At 47.0% G+C, this 19,073-nt stretch carries 18 protein-coding genes; 13 read left to right on the plus strand and 5 right to left on the minus strand.

Annotated elements, in window-relative coordinates; all coding sequences use genetic code 11:
- Positions 1 to 136: 136 nt before the first annotated feature.
- The 10 genes from rfaQ (at position 137) to HVX64_RS00765 (ending at position 10,141) form a co-directional block, all read left to right on the plus strand.
- Positions 137 to 1,207, plus strand: coding sequence for a lipopolysaccharide core heptosyltransferase RfaQ (gene rfaQ, locus HVX64_RS00720; RefSeq protein WP_071888339.1), 1,071 nt, complete (start codon positions 137 to 139; stop codon positions 1,205 to 1,207).
- Complete coding sequence (locus HVX64_RS00725; protein WP_042998627.1) at positions 1,204 to 2,328, plus strand: glycosyltransferase family 4 protein; 1,125 nt, start codon at positions 1,204 to 1,206, stop codon at positions 2,326 to 2,328. The genes rfaQ and HVX64_RS00725 overlap by 4 nt, the downstream gene beginning before the upstream one ends.
- Positions 2,321 to 3,118, plus strand: a complete 798-nt coding sequence (rfaP, locus tag HVX64_RS00730; RefSeq protein WP_044254363.1) for a lipopolysaccharide core heptose(I) kinase RfaP — start codon at positions 2,321 to 2,323, stop codon at positions 3,116 to 3,118. The genes HVX64_RS00725 and rfaP overlap by 8 nt, the downstream gene beginning before the upstream one ends.
- Before the next feature lie 24 nt (positions 3,119 to 3,142).
- A complete protein-coding gene (locus tag HVX64_RS00735; RefSeq protein ID WP_044254359.1) occupies positions 3,143 to 4,084 on the plus strand; it encodes a glycosyltransferase family 52 in 942 nt (313 codons plus the stop codon).
- A 42-nt stretch (positions 4,085 to 4,126) separates the two neighbouring features.
- Positions 4,127 to 5,224, plus strand: coding sequence for a lipopolysaccharide 1,6-galactosyltransferase (waaB, locus tag HVX64_RS00740; RefSeq protein WP_044254560.1), 1,098 nt, complete (start codon positions 4,127 to 4,129; stop codon positions 5,222 to 5,224).
- A 5-nt stretch (positions 5,225 to 5,229) separates the two neighbouring features.
- The gene (gene waaO / locus HVX64_RS00745; protein WP_044254356.1) at positions 5,230 to 6,243 is read left to right on the plus strand and encodes a lipopolysaccharide 3-alpha-galactosyltransferase; all 1,014 of its coding nucleotides are present in this window, start codon (positions 5,230 to 5,232) and stop codon (positions 6,241 to 6,243) included.
- A 20-nt stretch (positions 6,244 to 6,263) separates the two neighbouring features.
- Positions 6,264 to 7,280, plus strand: coding sequence for a glycosyltransferase (locus HVX64_RS00750; protein WP_044254353.1), 1,017 nt, complete (start codon positions 6,264 to 6,266; stop codon positions 7,278 to 7,280).
- A gap of 13 nt (positions 7,281 to 7,293) precedes the next feature.
- Positions 7,294 to 7,992 carry a lipopolysaccharide core heptose(II) kinase RfaY gene (rfaY, locus tag HVX64_RS00755; protein ID WP_044254351.1) on the plus strand — a complete coding sequence of 233 codons (699 nt, stop codon included), beginning with the start codon at positions 7,294 to 7,296 and terminating at the stop codon, positions 7,990 to 7,992.
- Between the two features lie 180 nt (positions 7,993 to 8,172).
- Positions 8,173 to 9,027: a 3-deoxy-D-manno-oct-2-ulosonate III transferase WaaZ gene (waaZ, locus tag HVX64_RS00760; protein ID WP_042998620.1), complete on the plus strand. Its 855-nt coding sequence runs from the start codon at positions 8,173 to 8,175 to the stop codon at positions 9,025 to 9,027.
- Between the two features lie 37 nt (positions 9,028 to 9,064).
- A complete protein-coding gene (locus tag HVX64_RS00765) occupies positions 9,065 to 10,141 on the plus strand; it encodes a glycosyltransferase family 9 protein (protein WP_042998619.1) in 1,077 nt (358 codons plus the stop codon).
- A gap of 26 nt (positions 10,142 to 10,167) precedes the next feature.
- Here HVX64_RS00765 and HVX64_RS00770 read toward each other — a convergent pair whose 3' ends face one another.
- The 4 genes from HVX64_RS00770 to rfaD are packed head-to-tail and all read right to left on the minus strand — an operon-like array spanning position 10,168 to position 14,407.
- The gene (locus tag HVX64_RS00770) at positions 10,168 to 11,439 is read right to left on the minus strand and encodes an O-antigen ligase (protein WP_044254349.1); all 1,272 of its coding nucleotides are present in this window, start codon (positions 11,437 to 11,439) and stop codon (positions 10,168 to 10,170) included.
- Between the two features lie 10 nt (positions 11,440 to 11,449).
- Complete coding sequence (gene rfaC, locus HVX64_RS00775; RefSeq protein WP_044254346.1) at positions 11,450 to 12,412, minus strand: lipopolysaccharide heptosyltransferase RfaC; 963 nt, start codon at positions 12,410 to 12,412, stop codon at positions 11,450 to 11,452.
- A gap of 3 nt (positions 12,413 to 12,415) precedes the next feature.
- Entirely contained in the window at positions 12,416 to 13,462 is a 1,047-nt protein-coding gene (rfaF, locus tag HVX64_RS00780; protein WP_042998616.1) for an ADP-heptose--LPS heptosyltransferase RfaF, read from the minus strand.
- A gap of 12 nt (positions 13,463 to 13,474) precedes the next feature.
- Positions 13,475 to 14,407, minus strand: coding sequence for an ADP-glyceromanno-heptose 6-epimerase (gene rfaD / locus HVX64_RS00785; RefSeq protein ID WP_044254344.1), 933 nt, complete (start codon positions 14,405 to 14,407; stop codon positions 13,475 to 13,477).
- A 215-nt stretch (positions 14,408 to 14,622) separates the two neighbouring features.
- Here rfaD and kbl point away from each other — a divergent pair, with 215 nt between their 5' ends.
- The 3 genes from kbl to HVX64_RS00800 all read left to right on the plus strand — a co-directional run bounded on the left by kbl (position 14,623) and on the right by HVX64_RS00800 (position 18,125).
- Positions 14,623 to 15,819: a glycine C-acetyltransferase gene (gene kbl, locus HVX64_RS00790; RefSeq protein WP_042998614.1), complete on the plus strand. Its 1,197-nt coding sequence runs from the start codon at positions 14,623 to 14,625 to the stop codon at positions 15,817 to 15,819.
- Positions 15,820 to 15,828: 9 nt separating this feature from the next.
- Positions 15,829 to 16,854, plus strand: coding sequence for an L-threonine 3-dehydrogenase (gene tdh / locus HVX64_RS00795; protein WP_044254342.1), 1,026 nt, complete (start codon positions 15,829 to 15,831; stop codon positions 16,852 to 16,854).
- Between the two features lie 236 nt (positions 16,855 to 17,090).
- On the plus strand, positions 17,091 to 18,125 hold the full coding sequence (locus HVX64_RS00800) for a glycosyltransferase (protein WP_042998612.1): 1,035 nt from the start codon (positions 17,091 to 17,093) through the stop codon (positions 18,123 to 18,125).
- Here HVX64_RS00800 and HVX64_RS00805 read toward each other — a convergent pair.
- On the minus strand, positions 18,112 to 19,071 hold the full coding sequence (locus tag HVX64_RS00805) for a divergent polysaccharide deacetylase family protein (protein WP_044254340.1): 960 nt from the start codon (positions 19,069 to 19,071) through the stop codon (positions 18,112 to 18,114). The two genes, HVX64_RS00800 and HVX64_RS00805, sit on opposite strands and share 14 nt — an antisense overlap.
- Positions 19,072 to 19,073: the final 2 nt, after the last annotated feature.

Here is a 19,073-nt window from a genome sequence, read left to right on the forward strand (position 1 = left end):
ATCGCAGCGAAAGAAGTGATACACTAGCGCGTAAAAGTCAGTGCAATATCAGTGATCGGGTAGCTGTTGAGCCTGGGGCGGTAGCGTGCTGTTTTCTGCTTAACTTTATCGGACAATCACAACAAAAGAGTCGCGTGTGGAAAAGCCTTTTCGAAAAATTCTGGTCATCAAGATGCGTTTCCACGGGGATATGCTATTAACCACTCCCGTTATCAGTACGCTGAAGCAGAACTATCCTGACGCCAAAATCGATATGCTTCTTTACCAGGATACGATGCCTATTTTGTCGGAAAACCCCGAGATTAATACCCTTTATGGCATCAGTAATAAGGGAACAGGGGCGGCAGAGAAAATTAAAAATACGCTTTCGCTGATTAAGACCTTACGCAACAACCAATATGATCTGGTCATCAACCTGACCGATCAGTGGATCGTGGCGCTGATTGTCCGTTTTTTACACGCAAGAGTAAAAATATCCCAGGATTTCGCCAACCGGCAGTCTGCATTCTGGAAACAGAGTTTTACCCATCTCGTTCCCTATTCCGGCGAACACGTTGTCGAACGTACGCTGTCAGCACTCAAACCGCTGGGGCTGGAGCATATTGTTACTGAAACGACGATGAGCTATCGGCCTGAACACTGGGAGAATATGCGTCGGCAGTTGCGCCAGCTTGGCGTGACGCATCAGTATGTGGTGATTCAACCTACAGCAAGGCAGTTATTTAAGTGCTGGGATAATGACAAATTTTCCCGCGTCATTGATGCTCTTGAACGTCGTGGTTATCAGGTCGTGCTGACGTCCGGCCCTTCTGCTGACGATTTAGCCTGTGTGGAAGAGATTGCGCTGGGGTGCGAAACCAAACCGGTAACCGGGCTGGCAGGTAAAACCCGATTCCCGGAATTAGGCGCGCTGATTGATCATGCCGCCCTTTTTATTGGCGTTGATTCAGCCCCAGGGCATATCGCCGCGGCGGTCAAAACGCCGGTGATATGTCTGTTTGGCGCGACAGACCATGTCTTCTGGCGTCCCTGGACTGACAATATTATTCAGTTCTGGGCAGGGGACTATCAGCCGATGCCTAAACGATCTGAACTGGACCGTAACAAAAAATATATGTCCGTTATTCCCGTTGAGGATGTGATTGCGGCAACGGAAAAACTGTTGCCGCAGAACGCGCAAATTATCGAAATGGATGCGCCAGTATGATCGTGGCTTTTTGTTTGTATAAGTATTTTCCGTTCGGCGGACTACAACGTGACTTTATGCGCATTGCGCAAACCGTCGCAGCCCGAGGTCATCAGGTCCGTATTTATACCCAATCGTGGGACGGAGAATGCCCGGATGCTTTTGAGCTCATTCGTGTACCGGTTAAATCGCGGACCAACCATGGGCGTAATGCGGAATATTATGCCTGGGTACAGGCGCATTTGCGTGAGCATCCCGTTGACAGGGTCGTAGGGTTTAACAAGATGCCAGGCCTGGATGTCTATTTTGCCGCGGATGTCTGTTATGCCGAAAAAGTTGAGCAAGAAAAAGGCTTTTTCTATCGTCTGACCTCCCGTTATCGTCATTATGCGGCGTTTGAACGGGCAACGTTTGAACAGGGTAAACCGACGCAGTTATTAATGCTGACGGATACGCAGATTGCTGATTTTCAGAAGCATTATCAAACCGAAGCGGAGCGTTTTCATATTCTCCCTCCGGGGATTTACCCGGACAGAAAATACAGTGCGCAAATCCCGAATGCCCGTGAAATCGTTCGCCAGAAGAACGGTATTTCGGAGCAGCAAAACTTACTGTTGCAGGTTGGCTCTGATTTTACCCGCAAAGGGGTGGATCGTTCGATTGAAGCACTTGCGTCACTTCCGGCGGCGCTGCGGCATAACACACTTTTGTATATTGTCGGTCAGGATAAGCCACGCAAATTTGAAGCGCTGGCAGAAAAACGCGGCGTGCGCAGTAATGTACATTTTTTCTCCGGACGCAATGATGTCTCGGAGTTGATGGCTGCCGCCGATTTGTTACTGCACCCGGCCTATCAGGAAGCGGCAGGTATTGTTCTGCTGGAGGCGATTACTGCTGGCTTGCCAGTGTTGACCACGGCCGTTTGCGGTTATGCGCATTATATTACGCAGGCTAACTGTGGCGATGTCATTGAAGAACCCTGGCGGCAGGACGCGTTGAACGACATTTTGCGTAAAGCGCTGACCCAGCCGTCATTGCGTGCAGCGTGGGCAGAAAACGCGCGGCATTATGCGGATACGCAAGATTTGTACAGTCTGCCGGAAAAGGCGGCGGACATTATTACAGGTGGTCTGGATGGTTGAATTGAAAGAACCGTTAGCCACATTATGGCGCGGGAAAGACGCGTTTGAGGAAGTCAAAACGCTGCAAGGTGAAGTCTTCAGGGAGCTGGAAACTCGTCGTACGCTGCGATTTGAACTGGCGGGGAAAAGCTATTTCCTTAAATGGCATCGGGGTACTTCTCTCAAGGAAATTGTCAAAAACCTTCTCTCGCTGCGGATGCCGGTTTTGGGCGCTGACAGAGAATGGAACGCTATTCATCGCCTCCAGGATTTAGGCGTGCATACGATGTATGGCGTTGGTTTCGGTGAGAAAGGGCTCAACCCTCTGACCAAAACGTCGTTCATTATTACCGAAGATCTCACGCCGACCATCAGTCTGGAAGACTATTGTGCGGATTGGGCAACGAATCCACCGGACGTCAACGTCAAGTGGATGATTATTGACCGTGTGGCCACGATGGTGCGCAAGATGCACGCTGGTGGAATCAATCACCGTGATTGCTATATCTGCCACTTCCTGCTGCATCTGCCTTTTTCAGGCAATAAAGAAGACTTAAAGATTTCGGTTATTGATCTACACAGGGCACAGATTCGTACGAAAGTTCCTCGCCGCTGGCGTGATAAAGACCTGATTGGCCTCTATTTTTCGTCGCTAAACATCGGGTTGACACAGCGGGATATCTGGCGGTTTATGCGGGTTTATTTTTCGGCTCCATTACGTGATATATTTCGTAATGAAGCAGACCTGTTAATCCAGGCAGAAGCAAAAGCAGAGCGAATAAAAGAACGAACACTGAGAAAAAAACTATAATTATTTTGAGATGAAAGAGGCTAAATGTTTCTCTTCATATGCATGACTAATTTGCAGTTGCTTATTGCAAAAGCTATTATTGAAAAGGAGCGACTGAATAATGTTGATCTGTTGTTTATTGGTGACGCCGGGAATGGAAAAAATGTTTGTTATTTAAATAAAATCAAACCATTGTGTCAGCATGTTAGTCTCGAAGCAAATGTAAAAAAGACATCAACATTTAAAACATTAAAAAGGACATTGTATGCAAAGAAAATTATGATGTCATATAAGAAAAAATATGACGTTGTTTTTTTTGCGAATTTTCATGTGCCACTTATTCACCATATACTATCAGTGATTTCTTTCGATGAGATAAGAACATTCGATGATGGAACGAATAATATAAATAAAAAAAGCGTGATGTATCAGGATTCCTCAGTTCCATTCTCGTCGAAATGTTTTCGAAGACTGATGGGCAGGAAGTATCATAAAGAGGATATCCTTAAACTCGACAGAGTACATTATACTTTATTTCCAGAAAAACCTAATATTATAGAAAAAAAAGAAGCGATTACATTAATTTGTTATAATAGTGTAGCTTCCGGAACAAGTATTACTAAAAAAATATTATTAGGTACAGTCTATTCAGATGCGATTGATAAGAAACACGAAGTGTTGTCTTTAATACAAAAAGTGCAGTGTTTTATCGATGACAGGAAAATAGATTACTATATTCCTCATCCGAGGGAGTTATCATATCAATTTGACAATGTTGAAAATATAAACTCTGAATTAATCGCGGAAGATATTATATTAGAGTTTTTAAAGCAAGGTTTACGGCTTGAATTGTATGGATTTAACACTACAGCACAAATTAATCTAAGTAATATATCTGTCATTGAAAACTATAATTTAAAAAGTCCTCTATTAAAGGAATGCTTCAATCACCATCTTGGATTTAGCTTTAACGATGTAGAATTATAATCACGATGGCAAGAAGAGAGACCGTAATCATATATGAATGAAATGCCGGTTCGAACTGGGTTAAAAATCGCATTTATTGGCGAAGCTGTGTCCGGGTTTGGTGGAATGGAAACGGTCATCCGGGATGTTATCAACAACTTTCAGGCTGAACATTCTGCAATCCAGTGTGAGATGTTTTTCTTTTGCCGACATGACAAAATGGATAAGGCATGGTTAAGCGGTATTAACTACTCATGCTCTTTCTCCACTATCCGTCTGGGCTTTTTACGTCGGGCAAAGCATATCCATACGTTTAGCCACTGGCTAAAGAAAACAGAACCCGATGTGGTGATCTGTATTGATGTGCTGTCTTGCCTGTTCGCCAGTAAAGCGCGGAAGAAAGCAGGGCAGAATTTTACGATATTCTCCTGGCCACATTTTTCGCTGGATCATAAAAAACACGCCGAATGTGTTAGCTGGGCAGATTATCATCTGGCAATCAGTAGTGGTATCAAACACCAGATGATCGAACGGGGTATTGATCAAAAAAATATTACCGTTGTTTATAATCCCGTTTCCAGAAAGTCAGAAATTATTCCGCAACCAGAAAAAGGCCAACCCGCGGTCTTTCTGTATGTCGGAAGGATGAAGTTTGAAGGGCAAAAAAGGATTAAGGATCTGCTGGATGGATTATCCCATGCGGAAGGCGAATGGCGGTTGCATGTGGTTGGTGACGGTTCAGATTTTGAAAAATGTCAGTCCTATGGACGAGAACTGGGGATTGATAATCGTATTACCTGGCATGGTTGGCAGGTCTCTCCCTGGGATGTGGTGCAAAACAAGATAAAGAACGTCACGGCACTGTTGCTGACATCATCATTCGAGGGCTTTCCGATGACTCTGTTGGAAGCCATGTCGTATGGCATTCCGTGCATTAGCTCTGACTGTATGTCTGGTCCACGGGATATGATCAAACCGGGCATCAATGGCGAATTGTATCCTCCGAAGGATCTCCAGCAGTTTACTCATTTGCTCAATCAAATTCTCTCTGGTCAGATAAAGTATGATAGTCATCTGATTCCTGAGACGATAGATAACTTCTATAATGAAGTCTATTTTCAGCATTTAAGAAGTGCGATATTTTCCAAAATCAATAAGTGATCACTATGACTCAAACGTATTTTGAAGAAAAAGTCATTCAGCAGACTTTAGATTATAACTATGCAGAACATAGTGATGTTGATAGCTTTAATATTGCCTATGGCATTGACAAGAACTTCCTTTTTGGTTGCGGTGTGTCCATTGCGTCAATACTGATTGCTAACCCCGATACACCGTTTTCCTTTCATGTTTTTACTGACTCATTTAGCAATGAGGAACAGGCGAGATTTAATGCGTTGGCAAAGCAATACGCCACCCAAATCGTGGTATATCTCGTTGACTGCGAGCAGTTGAAATCATTACCAAGTACTAAAAACTGGTCATATGCAACGTACTTCCGGTTTATTATCGCCGACCACTTCGCGGGAAAAATGGACAGGGTACTGTATCTGGATGCAGATATTGCCTGTCAGGGAAGTGTACAAGAACTGATTGACCTCCAGTTTGCTGAACATGAAATTGCGGCCGTGGTAGCGGAGGGAGAGTCAGAGTGGTGGACGAAGCGCTCACTCAGTCTGGCAACGCCGGGACTGGTTTCTGGCTACTTTAATGCCGGCTTTTTGCTGATTAATCTTCCTGTCTGGACCACTGAGGATATTTCCCGCAAGGCCATCGAGATGTTACGCGATCCGGATGTAGTACAGCGTATCACTCACCTGGACCAGGATGTACTGAATATGTTACTGGTCGGCAAGGCGCGTTTTATTGGCAAGAAGTTTAATACCCAATTCAGTATCAATTACGAATTAAAGCGTGATGTGGTTAACCCTGTGGATGAAAATACGGTGTTCATTCATTATATTGGGCCGACTAAGCCCTGGCATCAATGGGGCAACTACCCTATCGCGCAAAGCTTTTTGAATGCGAAAAAGTTATCACCCTGGTGTAATGTTGAATTGCTGAAACCTAACAACAGTCATCAGTTGCGTTATGCGGCGAAGCATATGTTCAACCAGAAGCAATATTTCTCTGGTCTGGTAGATTATGCACTTTACTTTAAAAGCAAAATTATTAAATAAAAATAATTATAGGTGACGCAGTGGACTCATTTCCTGAAATAGAGATAGCAGAATATAAAGTTTTTGATGAGCGCTATGATAATAATGGTAATACATTAAATATCTCTTATGGAATTGATGAGAACTATCTTGATGGTGTCGGGGTGTCTATTACCTCGGTATTAATTCATAATGATATAAATGTTGCTTTTCATATTATCTGCGACAACTATACACAAAGCTTCGTTGATAAGATTGAAGCGTTGGTGCAAGAACATAAGATAAAAGTTTCATTATATCTTATCAATGTCAAATGCCTTGAGGTATTGCCGAAAACACAGGTCTGGTCAAGAGCCATGTATTTTCGACTTTTCGCTTTTGATTATTTGCACCGTAAACTAGAAAAATTGCTGTATCTTGATGCTGATGTCATTTGCAAAGGCCCGCTGGATTATCTTCTGGACCTTGATCTCAATGATAACGTCGCTGCCGTGGTAAAAGACGTTGACTCAATACAGTCCAGGGTAAATGAAAGGCTACCCTCTTTTAATCTTCAGGGTCGATATTTCAACTCCGGTGTTGTCTTGATAAATCTCAGGCGATGGGCTGAGAACCAATTAACTGCCAGGGCGTTGTCTCTTTTGACAGACAGTGATGGAAGTGCAACCTTTTTTAAATATCCGGATCAGGATGTCCTGAATATACTGCTGCGCGATAAAGTTTATTTTTTACCTCGTGAATACAATACAATTTATACCATTAAAAGTGAATTAAGCGATAAGACGCATGAAAAATATTTAAATATAATCCATGCTGATACAAAGCTGATTCACTATACAGGGGCGACAAAACCCTGGCATGCTTGGGCAAATTATCCCTCCGCGATTTATTATACTAATGCATTTATTAAATCACCGTGGAAAGGGGTTCCTGCCAAAGATGCGCGAACGATGGTTGAGTATAAAAAAAGATATAAACATCTTTTGGTTCAAAAACATTATCTGCGTGGAGTAATTGCGGGTGTAGCGTACCTCTATCGTAAAATTTTAGCGAAATAATACCTTTATAATTATGATCACTGAAACAAAAATTAAAAACTATACCGTATTTTTAAAACAAGATGGCGAGAAATACATTGATATTTTCAATGATTTTTTAACGCATAATCTTAAAGTGTTAAGAGTCTTTCGTAGTATTGAGGATACCAAGGTCGTATTAATTGATACTGACCATGGAAAATATATCCTGAAAGTATTTCACCCTAAAGTAAAAAATACTGAGCGATTTTTTAAGTCGTTGGTTAAAGGGGATTACTACGAAAAGCTTTTTTACCAGACCGATCGCGTGCGGCAGGAAGGTTTTGACGCCTTAAATGACTTTTATTTGCTTGCTGAAGTGAAGACTCTTCGTTATGTGCATACTTACATCATGATCATTGAGTATATCGAGGGGGTTGAACTGGTAGACCTGCCTGTCATCTCCGATGATGTGAAAGAGAAGATAAAGCAATCCATTCAAGGGTTGCATCAGCATGGTATGGTCTCAGGTGATCCGCATAAAGGTAACTTCATATTACAAAATGATGAAATAAGAATAATCGATCTGTCCGGAAAAAGACCTTCCCGACAGAGAATGGCGAAAGATCGTATTGATTTAGAACGCCACTATGGTATTGAAAATAATAGAAAAGACTTGGGGTTTTATCTGCTGGTTTATAAGAAAAAATGGCGGAATTTCCTGCGCCGTCTGAAAGGTAAAAGTGTGCGCTAAGCTTCAATGTGATTATTTAGAATATTGCTTTTAGTCGTTCTAAATGCAAAAATGAGTTTGTATATTTTGTGAGCAAATCTGGTCGGTCTGGTTTGCTCATCCTCGCTAAAGATAAACCATGAACACTTTCCTCAAAGATTCATCGTGATTTAAGTTGCATGACAAACCTACAGGTTTCATATGAGTAATGTTAAGTTTATAACTCGAGCAGGTGTTCAGCAACTTATTGCCAACAGAACATCTGATAACGTGATCATTTTCTTATCGGGACCCACCTCCCGAGGGACACCGCTTTCTCTTTTGCAGAACAATGATGTCATTACTGTTAACGGCGCTGCGGAATACTTGCTCAGTAATAGTATTACTCCCTTCATTTATGTCTTAACAGATGCGCGTTTTTTGCTACAAAGACGTCACGATTTTTATAAATTTAGCCGGGCGAGTAAGTTTACAGTCGTTAATATGGACGTTTATGAAGCCGCTACTGAAGAAGATAAGAAATATATGCGGACTCATTGTTTGATTTTACGCGCATTTTATAAACGTGAAAAAGGCGGCTTTTTCAAGAAACTGAAGCTAGAAATGCTTTCAAAATGGAATAAGAATCTCTTGATTCGGGTGCCCATTTCTAAACGTAAAAGACTGGTGGGATTTAGTAAAGATATCAGTTTAGGTTACTGCTCATGCCATACAGTGGCGTATACGGCGATGCAGATAGCGTATTCATTAGGTTATGACAACACGATCTGTTCCGGATTAGATATCACCGGGAGCTGTGCGCGTTTTTATGATGAGAGTCGCAATCCAATGCCTTCTGAACTGAGCAAGGATTTAATCAAAATTCTGCCATTTTTCCAGTTCATGTGTGAGAGCGTTGATGACTTTAATATCTATAATCTGTCTGACGATACCGCAATAAGCTATGATATTATTCCCTATATTAAGGCAGCGGATGTCGCAGCGTTACCCTCCAGACAGCACATCAGGAACAATGCGCACGATCTTCACGATCGTGCCGATTCTTATGTAAGTTAGTATTAACCTCTTTTATATTTGTAGTGTGGTAACTCGCATGGGTTTAGGTGCTTTTCATAAGAAAAAAAGATTCTGCATTAATAAAATCAAGATTAATTTTTTGTCATTTTTCTTCACCAGGAAAAAGAATGCAAAAATTAATGCAGACAAGATTCAGACTTGCTTGCTAATCCATGATAACAACAAGTTAGGCGATTTAATTGTATTGAGTTCGCTGTATCGCGAACTGACTAATCGTGGTGTACAACTGTCAATATTAACCACGGAAACGGGGAAAGCGTTTCTTTCTGGTAATCGTCGCATACATCAGTTTTATATTAAAAAATCAAATGCAATCAGTGATGTACTGGCATTACGTAAATGTCTTTCCCGCGAATCTTTCGATATCGTACTTGATCCTTTTGAAACCATGCCTTCCTTTGGTCACAGCCTGTTGCTGTCGGGTGTCAGACGCGCTCATATCCTGGGTTTTGATAAGTGGTATAAACGTTACTACACCGTTTACCATCCGCATGATGAGAAGTTAACGGCGCACATGTGTACACGGGCCAGTGAAATACTGCGTTATTTTTATGGCGATGAACGTCATGAATTTGATGTGAGTTATGATTTACCGCTGCCAGAGTCGGTTGAAAAAGATGTTCTGAATTTTGTTGGCGACTCAAAAATAATTATTATCAATGCATTAGGGGCAAAGAAAATCTGCCGCCTGTCTGATGAGCAGATCGGTACGATTTATTCGCATCTCTGTAAACAGTATCCGGATTACCGAATTATTTTTACCGGCTTAGCCGAAGATATTCGCTCTATTGCGATACCGGGCATTGAATCACTGCCCTTTAAAGAATTCATTTATACGGTTGCACTGACAAAATTCAGTCAGTATGTCATCTCCGTGGATACTGCATTGGTCCATATTGCATCGGCATATGAAATTCCTACGCTCGCGCTTTATCCAAATGCGCGACAAACGACCTACCCCTCACACCTCATCTGGGCACCGAATAACTGCAATGCGTTACAGGTGGTCTCTCCGACGTATACGGTGAAGGATATTAGCCTGAAGGTGCTGACTGAATCGGTAGAGGGGTTGCTGTCAAAACACCAGAAGTGAGTGATAGCTCACTTCTGATCGTCAGGTTATTGTGACGCAATATCGCCGTGCTGTCGGTTTTTCTTGAGGAAAAGCATTAAAACGATCGCGGTTATTAAGATGATTGGTACGCTCCGAGACCAGAGAATAACATCACTCAGCCCGATTCCAATGGCGGCTAACGTTAATGCAAACAGTCCCAGCGAACGGTGATAATAGACCGTAAAGAACAACGCGATATAGAAGAAAAGCGTCGACAGAACCCCGGCAATCCCTTTCAGTGAGGCGGCTTCGATGAACTCATTGTGCAAATGGACATTCGAAAATTCGAGTGCGCCTTGCAGGTACTTATGTTCTTTCGCTAATTCCGTCATTCGCTCTGCCCGCGTATCGGCCGAGCGTGCCGCGAACGGCGCGTCTTTAAAGATATCAAAGCCAATCTCATACATCGCCAGCCGTGCGCCCAGAGAACTATTACTGTTGCCCTGACTGTAGCGATTCAAATCTGAAACACCTTCATGGTAACGGTTATAAATCGGCTTACTGAATATGGCGATCAGGACAACCAGCGCAATCAAAAAGCCGATGACTGAAAAGAAGAGTTTTTTTGGCGACTTGATATACCCGGCAACCAACGACAGCGCACAGATCACCGGGAAGATCAACAGCGTGGAACGCGTCTGGGTAAGTGCCAGGGCATAGAATATCGCGATGGCATTCAATAAAAATAATATCGGGTGATTCCGCTGGGTGTAGAGAATCGATATTCCGCTGACAATCCCGACAAACATAATGGAGTAGGCGGCGCCCGTAGCCGTACCAATGCCGAAATCAAGACGAGCCATGCCAGTAGTGGATTTTATGTAATATGCATATCCCGCGATAAAAAATGACAGCGAATACAGGATATAAAGCGGTAACTCTTTCTTAAAGCGAATTCTTGACGTCTGCGCCAGCAAAGTAAGAAAAGCGCCAAAGAGAAAAATTTTCGCCGTGTTCAAATAACTGTGATAGGTCGCGCGAAAGGGAGAATGATCAAACTTAAAGGCGGAATACCAGACGACGTCCAGCGCGCCGATGATAAAAATAGCGAGCGGTAGCAACCAATACTGTACCGAATAGCTTTCAGGTTTACCGCGTAATAGCAGCGCCAACAGACCCAATATCGCCGTAACATTATATAACTTCATGCTTAGCGTATTATCAAACATTGCGGCAATCAGCGTGATGGCACAGAGCAAATAAGTTGTTACTTCCAGTGCTGAAGACGTCTTCGTGGCGTAGTGGCGCCAGGGACTGATAAGACTCAAGGTTGGCATTCAATTACCTTTATAATAATGATGATAGTTCGTCGCGGACTGAATCAGCGTTTAGCATTGCTAATTGATTTCCTGGCGCACGACACGCCACCTGGTTCTTCCCGTAACCACCAATGAGCCCTGGATCCGTAGGACCGTACAACGTGACATTAGGTCGATCGAGTGCGGCGGTCAGATGGCTTAACCCCGTATCGACTGAAACGACAAATTTTGCTCCCGCCAGCACGCGTGCGACGCCTTCCAGCGTCATTCGCGGTAATACCTCAACGTGAGCGAATCCCTCAGATAACCTCTTCGCCCGTGCTTCTTCATGAGGCGCGCCCCAGGGCAATTTAATGCTTATCCCACTGTCAGCTAACAGACCGATTAACGCTCGCCAGTTTATCTCCGGCCAGTGCTTATCATCGCGCGTTGTGGCATGCAAAAAGACGGCATAGGGCTGTTCACCCGTACTTCCGAAGGTAAGGAAATGCTGCGCAATGGCATAATCGCCCTGCGACGCCGGTTTTTGATAGCCTAAACTTTTTGCAAACAGTTCGCGCGTACGCTCTACGGCATGCTGTTGTCTGGCAATATGATGGCGGCGATTATAGAACAGGCTGGCCAGCGGTTCACGCGCGGTTTGCCAGTCCATGCCGTGTTTTACCCCGTGCGCCAGACGTGTGACCAGCGCCGCGCTTTTCACCAGTCCCTGGGCGTCGATGATAGCGTCATAGTGCTCAGCCTGTACGGCATCGCGAAAGGCTTTGCGTTCTGCTTTAATCGGCGCGGAAAACCAGGTTTTACGCCAACGGCGAATCGCCACGGGGATGACACGGTTCACCGCGGCATGCCAGGACGGTATCTGCGCAAACCCTTCTTCAACCACCCAGTCAAACTGAATATCGGGGATGGCCTGTTGTGCATCCGTGAGTGCCGGCAGGGTATGTAGCACATCACCCATTGAGGACGTTTTGACGATCAGAACCCGCATTCGTCAGGCTTCCTCTTGCAGTAACAGACTGTTGAGTTCTTCCAGTACGCGCGCCGGCGTAATGTCGATCAGACTCTGATGATAGCCTTCGGCGGCATCGCCTTTGCGTACTTTGTGATAGCCCGTTATCAGGCGAATCACACGTGCTTTATGTGACAGAGGCGGGGTGAAATCCGGGCTACTTGGGCCATAGAGAGCGACCAGCGGGCGATTCAGCGCCGCGGCGACGTGCATCAGGCCGGAGTCGTTGGTGACAACGGCTTTACACGCGCCAATCAATATGACCGCCTGTTCGAGCTGTGTTTCGCCCGCCAGGTTACGACACCACGCCTGTTGTTCATCACTCAATGTCGCCAGAATTTCGTTTCCAGCCTCATGATCTTTCGCCGAGCCAAACAGCACTATCTGATAGCCTTCATCGATGAGCTGTTTCGCCAGTTCCGCATAATGGTAGTGCGGCCAGCGTTTTGCCGGACCGAACTCCGCGCCGGGGCAAAAGCCAATCATCGGACGTTCGTCAGAAAGCGAAAACGCGCTGCAGGTTAACGACTTTTCACCTTCGCTCACCTGGAGTTGCGGCCACAATAGCGGCTGCGGCAGATCTTTCGCCGTGCGCATCACGCCTTTATCGTAGGCCAGCGCCACGTAACGCTCGACCATTAAGGGCCAGGCGGCTTTATCCAGTACGCGCGCATCGTTAAGCAGGCCGTAGCGCATTTCACCGCGCCAGCCCGTACGGTGAGGGATACCGGCAAAGAAAGGAACCAGCGCTGATTTAAACGAGTTGGGCAACACGTAAGCGCGATCATAGCGTTTTTCACGCAGACTGTGACCCAGTTTGCGGCGTTCGCCAAGTTCGAGTGCGCCGTGGCCGAGCGGCATTGGAATTGCCTCGTTGACTTCCGGCATCCGTGATAACAACGGACGGCACCATGCCGGTGCCATCACATCGATTATCGCCTGGGGATAGCGCGCCTTGAGCGTGCGATAGAGACTTTGCGACATCATCATGTCGCCTACCCAGGACGGGCCAATCACCAGAATCCTCATAGATTGCCTGCCTTACGCGTCGCGGTTCAGCCAGGTCATATATTCCGTAACGCCTTCGGCAACGGTCTTGAAGGGCTTATCGTAGCCCGCAGCGCGCAGGTTGGTCAGATCGGCCTGAGTAAATGCCTGGTAGCGACCTTTCAGTTTTTCCGGGAACGGAATGTACTCAAGTTCATTTTTCTTATGGTATGCCAGCGCGGCATCTGCCACCGCCTGGAAGGATTCTGCACGACCGGTACCCAGGTTAAAGATGCCGGACACGCCGTTCTCCCAGAACCACAGATTTACATCCGCCACGTCGCCGACGTACACGAAGTCACGCTTGAAGTTTTCGCTACCTTCAAACAGCTTCGGCGTTTCGCCGTTGTTGAGTTGCGTATTGAGATGGAAAGCCACGCTTGCCATGCTACCTTTATGGCCTTCGCGGGGTCCGTAGACGTTGAAGTAACGGAAGCCGACGATCTGTGAATTGGCTTCTGGCAGGATCTGACGCACATACTCGTCAAACAGGAATTTAGAGTAACCGTAAACGTTCAGCGGTTTCTCATATTCGCGGGATTCGATGAAGTCAGACGTGCGACCGCCATAGGTGGCAGCGGAAGAGGCATACAGGAACGGAATTTCGCGCTCCAGGCAGTAATGCAGCAGCTCTTTGGAGTACTGATAGTTGTTATCCATCATGTACTTGCCGTCCCACTCGGTGGTGGAAGAGCAGGCCCCTTCGTGGAAAATGGCTTCGATCTCGCCGAACTCTTCGCCCGCCATAATCTGGATTAAGAAATCTTCTTTATCCATATAGTCGGCAATGTTCAGATCCACCAGGTTAACAAACTTGGTGCCGTCTTTCAGGTTGTCCACCACCAGGATATCGGTGATACCTTTATCATTCAGGGACTTAACGATGTTGCTGCCGATAAAGCCCGCGCCGCCGGTAACGATGATCATAACTGTAACCTATGAATTATGGAGTCAGAGACAATCTCAGACACGAATACCTCTTATCATATCACTACATAGCGTTGGCTTCAGCCATTCACCGAATGGTCGTGTGGGTACGCGTGATTTATCCTGCATTTTAAAGAAGTGATAATGCGTCATCTCGTATCAGCGTCCAGGGTTAGGTAAGATGTGCTGAAATTTGCCCAGTCTGGAGAATCGCAATGCGTGGGGATTTTTACAAACAGTTAACCAACGATCTGCAAACCGCCCGTGCGGAAGGATTGTTTAAAGAAGAGCGCATTATTACGTCTGCTCAGCAGGCCGATATCACGGTGGCGGATGGTAGCCACGTCATTAACTTCTGTGCCAACAACTATCTGGGGCTGGCGAACCATCCAGAGCTGATTGCTGCGGCAAAAGCCGGTATGGATTCTCACGGATTCGGGATGGCGTCGGTGCGCTTTATCTGCGGCACCCAGGACAGCCATAAACAGCTTGAGCAAAAGCTGGCTGAATTCCTCGGCATGGAAGATGCCATTCTTTACTCCTCCTGCTTTGATGCCAACGGCGGCCTGTTCGAAACGCTGCTCGGCGCCGAGGATGCGATTATTTCCGATGCCCTGAACCATGCCTCTATCATTGACGGCGTGCGTCTGTGTAAAGCAAAGCGCTTCCGCTATGCCAACAACGATATGCAGGAACTGGAAGCGCGTCTGCAAGAAGCGCGCGACGCCGGGGCTCGTCATGTGCTGATTGCCACTGACGGCGTGTTCTCAATGGACGGCGTCATCGCCAACCTGAAGGGCGTGTGCGATCTGGCTGACAAATACAACGCGCTGGTGATGGTCGATGACTCTCACGCGGTGGGGTTTGTCGGAGAGAACGGTCGTGGTTCCCATGAGTACTGCGACGTGATGGGCCGCGTAGATATCATCACCGGCACGCTGGGTAAAGCGCTTGGCGGCGCGTCTGGTGGCTATACCGCCGCGCGCAAAGAGGTGGTTGAATGGCTGCGTCAGCGCTCTCGCCCGTATCTGTTCTCTAACTCGCTGGCGCCGGCGATTGTCGCTGCCTCCATCAAAGTGCTGGAGATGGTTGAGTCTGGCGGTGAACTGCGCGATCGCCTGTGGGCTAACGCGCGTCAGTTCCGTGAGCAAATGTCTGCCGCCGGGTTTACCCTGGCGGGTGCCGATCACGCGATTATCCCGGTGATGCTGGGTGACGCGGTGATTGCACAAGATTTTGCCCGCGAGCTGCAAAAAGAGGGCATTTACGTCACAGGATTCTTCTATCCGGTTGTTCCGAAAGGCCAGGCGCGCATTCGTACTCAGATGTCTGCGGCGCATACTCCGGAACAAATCACCCGCGCGGTGGAAGCCTTCACCCGCATTGGTAAACAACTGGGCGTTATTGCCTGAGGATGTGAGATGAAAGCGTTATCCAAACTGAAAGCGGAAGAGGGCATCTGGATGACCGACGTTCCGGAACCGGAAGTCGGCCACAACGATCTGCTGATTAAAATCCGTAAAACAGCCATCTGCGGCACTGACGTTCACATCTATAACTGGGATGAATGGTCGCAAAAAACCATCCCGGTTCCTATGGTTGTCGGCCATGAGTACGTTGGCGAAGTGGTCGGTATCGGTCAGGAAGTGAAAGGCTTCAAAATCGGCGACCGCGTGTCTGGGGAAGGGCACATTACCTGCGGACACTGCCGTAACTGTCGTGGCGGACGCACGCACCTGTGCCGTAATACCACAGGTGTGGGCGTGAACCGTCCGGGCTGTTTCGCAGAATACCTGGTGATCCCGGCGTTCAACGCGTTCAAAATTCCGGACAATATCTCGGATGACCTGGCCTCCATCTTTGACCCGTTTGGCAATGCGGTGCATACGGCGTTGTCGTTCGATCTGGTCGGCGAAGACGTGCTGGTGTCGGGGGCTGGCCCTATCGGTATCATGGCGGCGGCGGTAGCGAAGCACGTGGGCGCACGCAACGTGGTGATCACCGACGTGAACGAATACCGTCTTGAACTGGCGCGTAAGATGGGTATCACCCGCGCAGTCAACGTGTCGAAAGAGAGCCTGAATGAGGTGATGGTCGAACTGGGCATGACTGAAGGGTTTGATGTTGGCCTGGAGATGTCCGGTGCGCCGCCAGCATTCCGCGCGATGCTTGACACCATGAATCACGGTGGTCGGATTGCGATGCTGGGCATTCCTCCCTCAGACATGTCTATCGACTGGACGAAGGTGATCTTTAAGGGGCTGTTCATTAAAGGCATTTACGGCCGCGAGATGTTCGAAACCTGGTACAAGATGGCCGCGCTGATTCAGTCTGGTCTGGATCTGTCGCCGATCATCACCCACCGCTTCTCGATTGATGAGTTCCAGAAAGGCTTTGACGCCATGCGTTCAGGCCAGTCCGGGAAAGTCATTCTCAGCTGGAATTAATCAGATAAGGCCGGAAAATCCGGCCTTATTTCCTGAGGAATATCTGGAAAGCTGTAAAGAATTGTCATTGTCATAAATAATTCGTAATTGCGTCGTAGTCTTATATTGCTGTTTACCTGATGCCCCTAAGCTGAAGTCTCCTGGAGCCTTTACAAATATTATTATCAGCCTTAATCGTTTCTTAATACAAAGGCTGTAAAAAGGCGGATAACTTCAAAGGCATTCGGTAATTTATTATGATGAAAAGTACAAACAGACTCAGTGTTATTATCCCGTTATATAATGCGGGTAATGATTTTAAAGCCTGCATGGAATCTCTCATCGCGCAAACATGGACTGCCCTGGAAATTATTATTGTCAATGACGGGTCAACGGATAATTCTGTTGATATAGCAAAGTATTACGCCGAAAACTATCCTCATGTACGACTGCTCCACCAGGCGAATGCCGGAGCATCGGTCGCCCGTAACCGCGGGATGGAGGTGGCGAGTGGTAAGTACATCGCATTTGTTGATGCCGATGACCTCGTCTATCCGCACATGTACGAAACGCTAATGACAATGGCGCTGGAGGACGATCTGGACGTCGCGCAGTGCAATGCCGACTGGAGCGAGCGGGATACCGGCGTGACCTGGCAATCTATTCCGACCGACCGGATCCGTTCAACCGGCGTACTCACCGGTCCTGACTGGCTGCGTATGGCGCTTTCATCCCGCCGCTGGACCCACGTGGTGTGGATGGGGGTTTATCGTCGGGATGTGATTGAAAAGAATAACATCCGCTTTATTCCCGGATTACATCATCAGGATATTGTGTGGACCACGGAATTTATGTTTAACGCGCTGCGTGCGCGTTATACGGAAGAATCCTTGTATAAATATTTCTTACATAATAATTCTGTCAGCCGACTGAAACGTCAGGGTAATAAAAATCTGAACTATCAGCGACATTACATTAAGATCACCCGATTATTAGAGAAGCTGAATCGGAATTACGCAGACAGGATTACAATCTATCCTGAATTTCATCAACAAATAACGTATGAAGCATTGCGTGTTTGTCATTCCGTGCGCAAAGAACCCGATATTTTGACGCGTCAGCGAATGATCGCCGAGATTTTTACCTCGGGGATGTATAAACGTATGATAATGAACGTGCGCAGCGCCAAGGTCGCCTATCAGGCGTTACTGTGGTCAGTGAGATTGTACCAATGGCGCGACAAAACGCGTTCGCACCATCGTACTGCACGTAAAGCGCTTAACCTGGGTTAACGCTGTTATCGCGGGGCGATTTTCCCCAGCCTTGCCACTGATTCTGGAACCAGTTCACCAGCGTGCTCTGACTGATGCTTTCACTTAACACGCTGAAGAATCGACTGGTATAGACCGGTTCTACAGGTTTCTTCGCTTTACACAACGCCACGCCGCGGAATGGATTTCGCGGAGCGTCGTTGGTTTTCGGCGGTGTCAAATTCGGCGTGGAGGTATCTACCTGCGGCTCATTGAGCAGGCTGCTCGGACGGACAAGGGTGATGTCGGCTGGCAGGTTATACACCATTTGCTGTAACACACGTACCGTCGACGGATGAGGGTGGCCTATCGCGATGGCAGAACCGTTGCGGCGTGCCAGATCAATCGCGCGGGTAAACTGGCGGCGAATGTCCGCGTCGTTTTGCGTGTCGTCGAGAAACACTTTCCGTTTAATCACTTTTACGGCGGTTCCGGATGCGGCACGCATCGCCTGACTGTTACCGATGGTCATACTGTCGAGAAAATAGAGATCGTAGCGTTCCAGCGCCTGCATCACTTTTTGCATACCAAACAGGCTGGAAGTCATTGCGCTGCCCATATGGTTGTTGAGCCCCACCGCGTAAGGCACTTTGCCAACCGCCTCGCGTATGATCCGTTCAATTTCGTCGCTGCTCATCTCCGGACGTAGGGTGTCTTTCTCCAGCGGCTGTTTACTCAGCGGTGCCATCGGCAGATGGATCAGCACTTCATGACCGCTGTTATGCGCTTTGGTCGCCATTTCGCGCGCATGAGGCGCATTGGGTAGCACGGCGACGGAGATTTGAGAGGGCATCGCCAGCACCTGATTTTCGTAATGCGGTCGGTAGCCAAAATCGTCAATGACGATGGCGAGTTTGCCAGCAAAAACAGGGGAGGCGAATGCCAGCAGGCTGGCGAATGAAAGAACAGTACGACGAAACTGAGGCAAAA

Source organism: Citrobacter sp. RHB20-C16 (assembly GCF_013890155.1).
Classification (GTDB): Bacteria; Pseudomonadota; Gammaproteobacteria; order Enterobacterales; family Enterobacteriaceae; genus Citrobacter_A; species Citrobacter_A amalonaticus.

Bases quoted from the DNA above. Each gene is read 5' to 3' on its own strand.
- HVX64_RS00725 (WP_042998627.1), top strand. From the start codon at position 1,204: ATGATCGTGGCTTTTTGTTTGTATAAGTATTTTCCGTTCGGCGGACTA.
- rfaP (WP_044254363.1), top strand. From the start codon at position 2,321: ATGGTTGAATTGAAAGAACCGTTAGCCACATTATGGCGCGGGAAAGAC.
- HVX64_RS00735 (WP_044254359.1), top strand. From the start codon at position 3,143: ATGTTTCTCTTCATATGCATGACTAATTTGCAGTTGCTTATTGCAAAA.
- waaB (WP_044254560.1), top strand. From the start codon at position 4,127: ATGCCGGTTCGAACTGGGTTAAAAATCGCATTTATTGGCGAAGCTGTG.
- waaO (WP_044254356.1), top strand. From the start codon at position 5,230: ATGACTCAAACGTATTTTGAAGAAAAAGTCATTCAGCAGACTTTAGAT.
- rfaY (WP_044254351.1), top strand. From the start codon at position 7,294: ATGATCACTGAAACAAAAATTAAAAACTATACCGTATTTTTAAAACAA.
- waaZ (WP_042998620.1), top strand. From the start codon at position 8,173: ATGAGTAATGTTAAGTTTATAACTCGAGCAGGTGTTCAGCAACTTATT.
- HVX64_RS00765 (WP_042998619.1), top strand. From the start codon at position 9,065: ATGGGTTTAGGTGCTTTTCATAAGAAAAAAAGATTCTGCATTAATAAA.
- HVX64_RS00770 (WP_044254349.1), bottom strand. From the start codon at position 11,439: ATGCCAACCTTGAGTCTTATCAGTCCCTGGCGCCACTACGCCACGAAG.
- rfaC (WP_044254346.1), bottom strand. From the start codon at position 12,412: ATGCGGGTTCTGATCGTCAAAACGTCCTCAATGGGTGATGTGCTACAT.
- rfaF (WP_042998616.1), bottom strand. From the start codon at position 13,462: ATGAGGATTCTGGTGATTGGCCCGTCCTGGGTAGGCGACATGATGATG.
- rfaD (WP_044254344.1), bottom strand. From the start codon at position 14,407: ATGATCATCGTTACCGGCGGCGCGGGCTTTATCGGCAGCAACATCGTT.
- kbl (WP_042998614.1), top strand. From the start codon at position 14,623: ATGCGTGGGGATTTTTACAAACAGTTAACCAACGATCTGCAAACCGCC.
- tdh (WP_044254342.1), top strand. From the start codon at position 15,829: ATGAAAGCGTTATCCAAACTGAAAGCGGAAGAGGGCATCTGGATGACC.
- HVX64_RS00800 (WP_042998612.1), top strand. From the start codon at position 17,091: ATGATGAAAAGTACAAACAGACTCAGTGTTATTATCCCGTTATATAAT.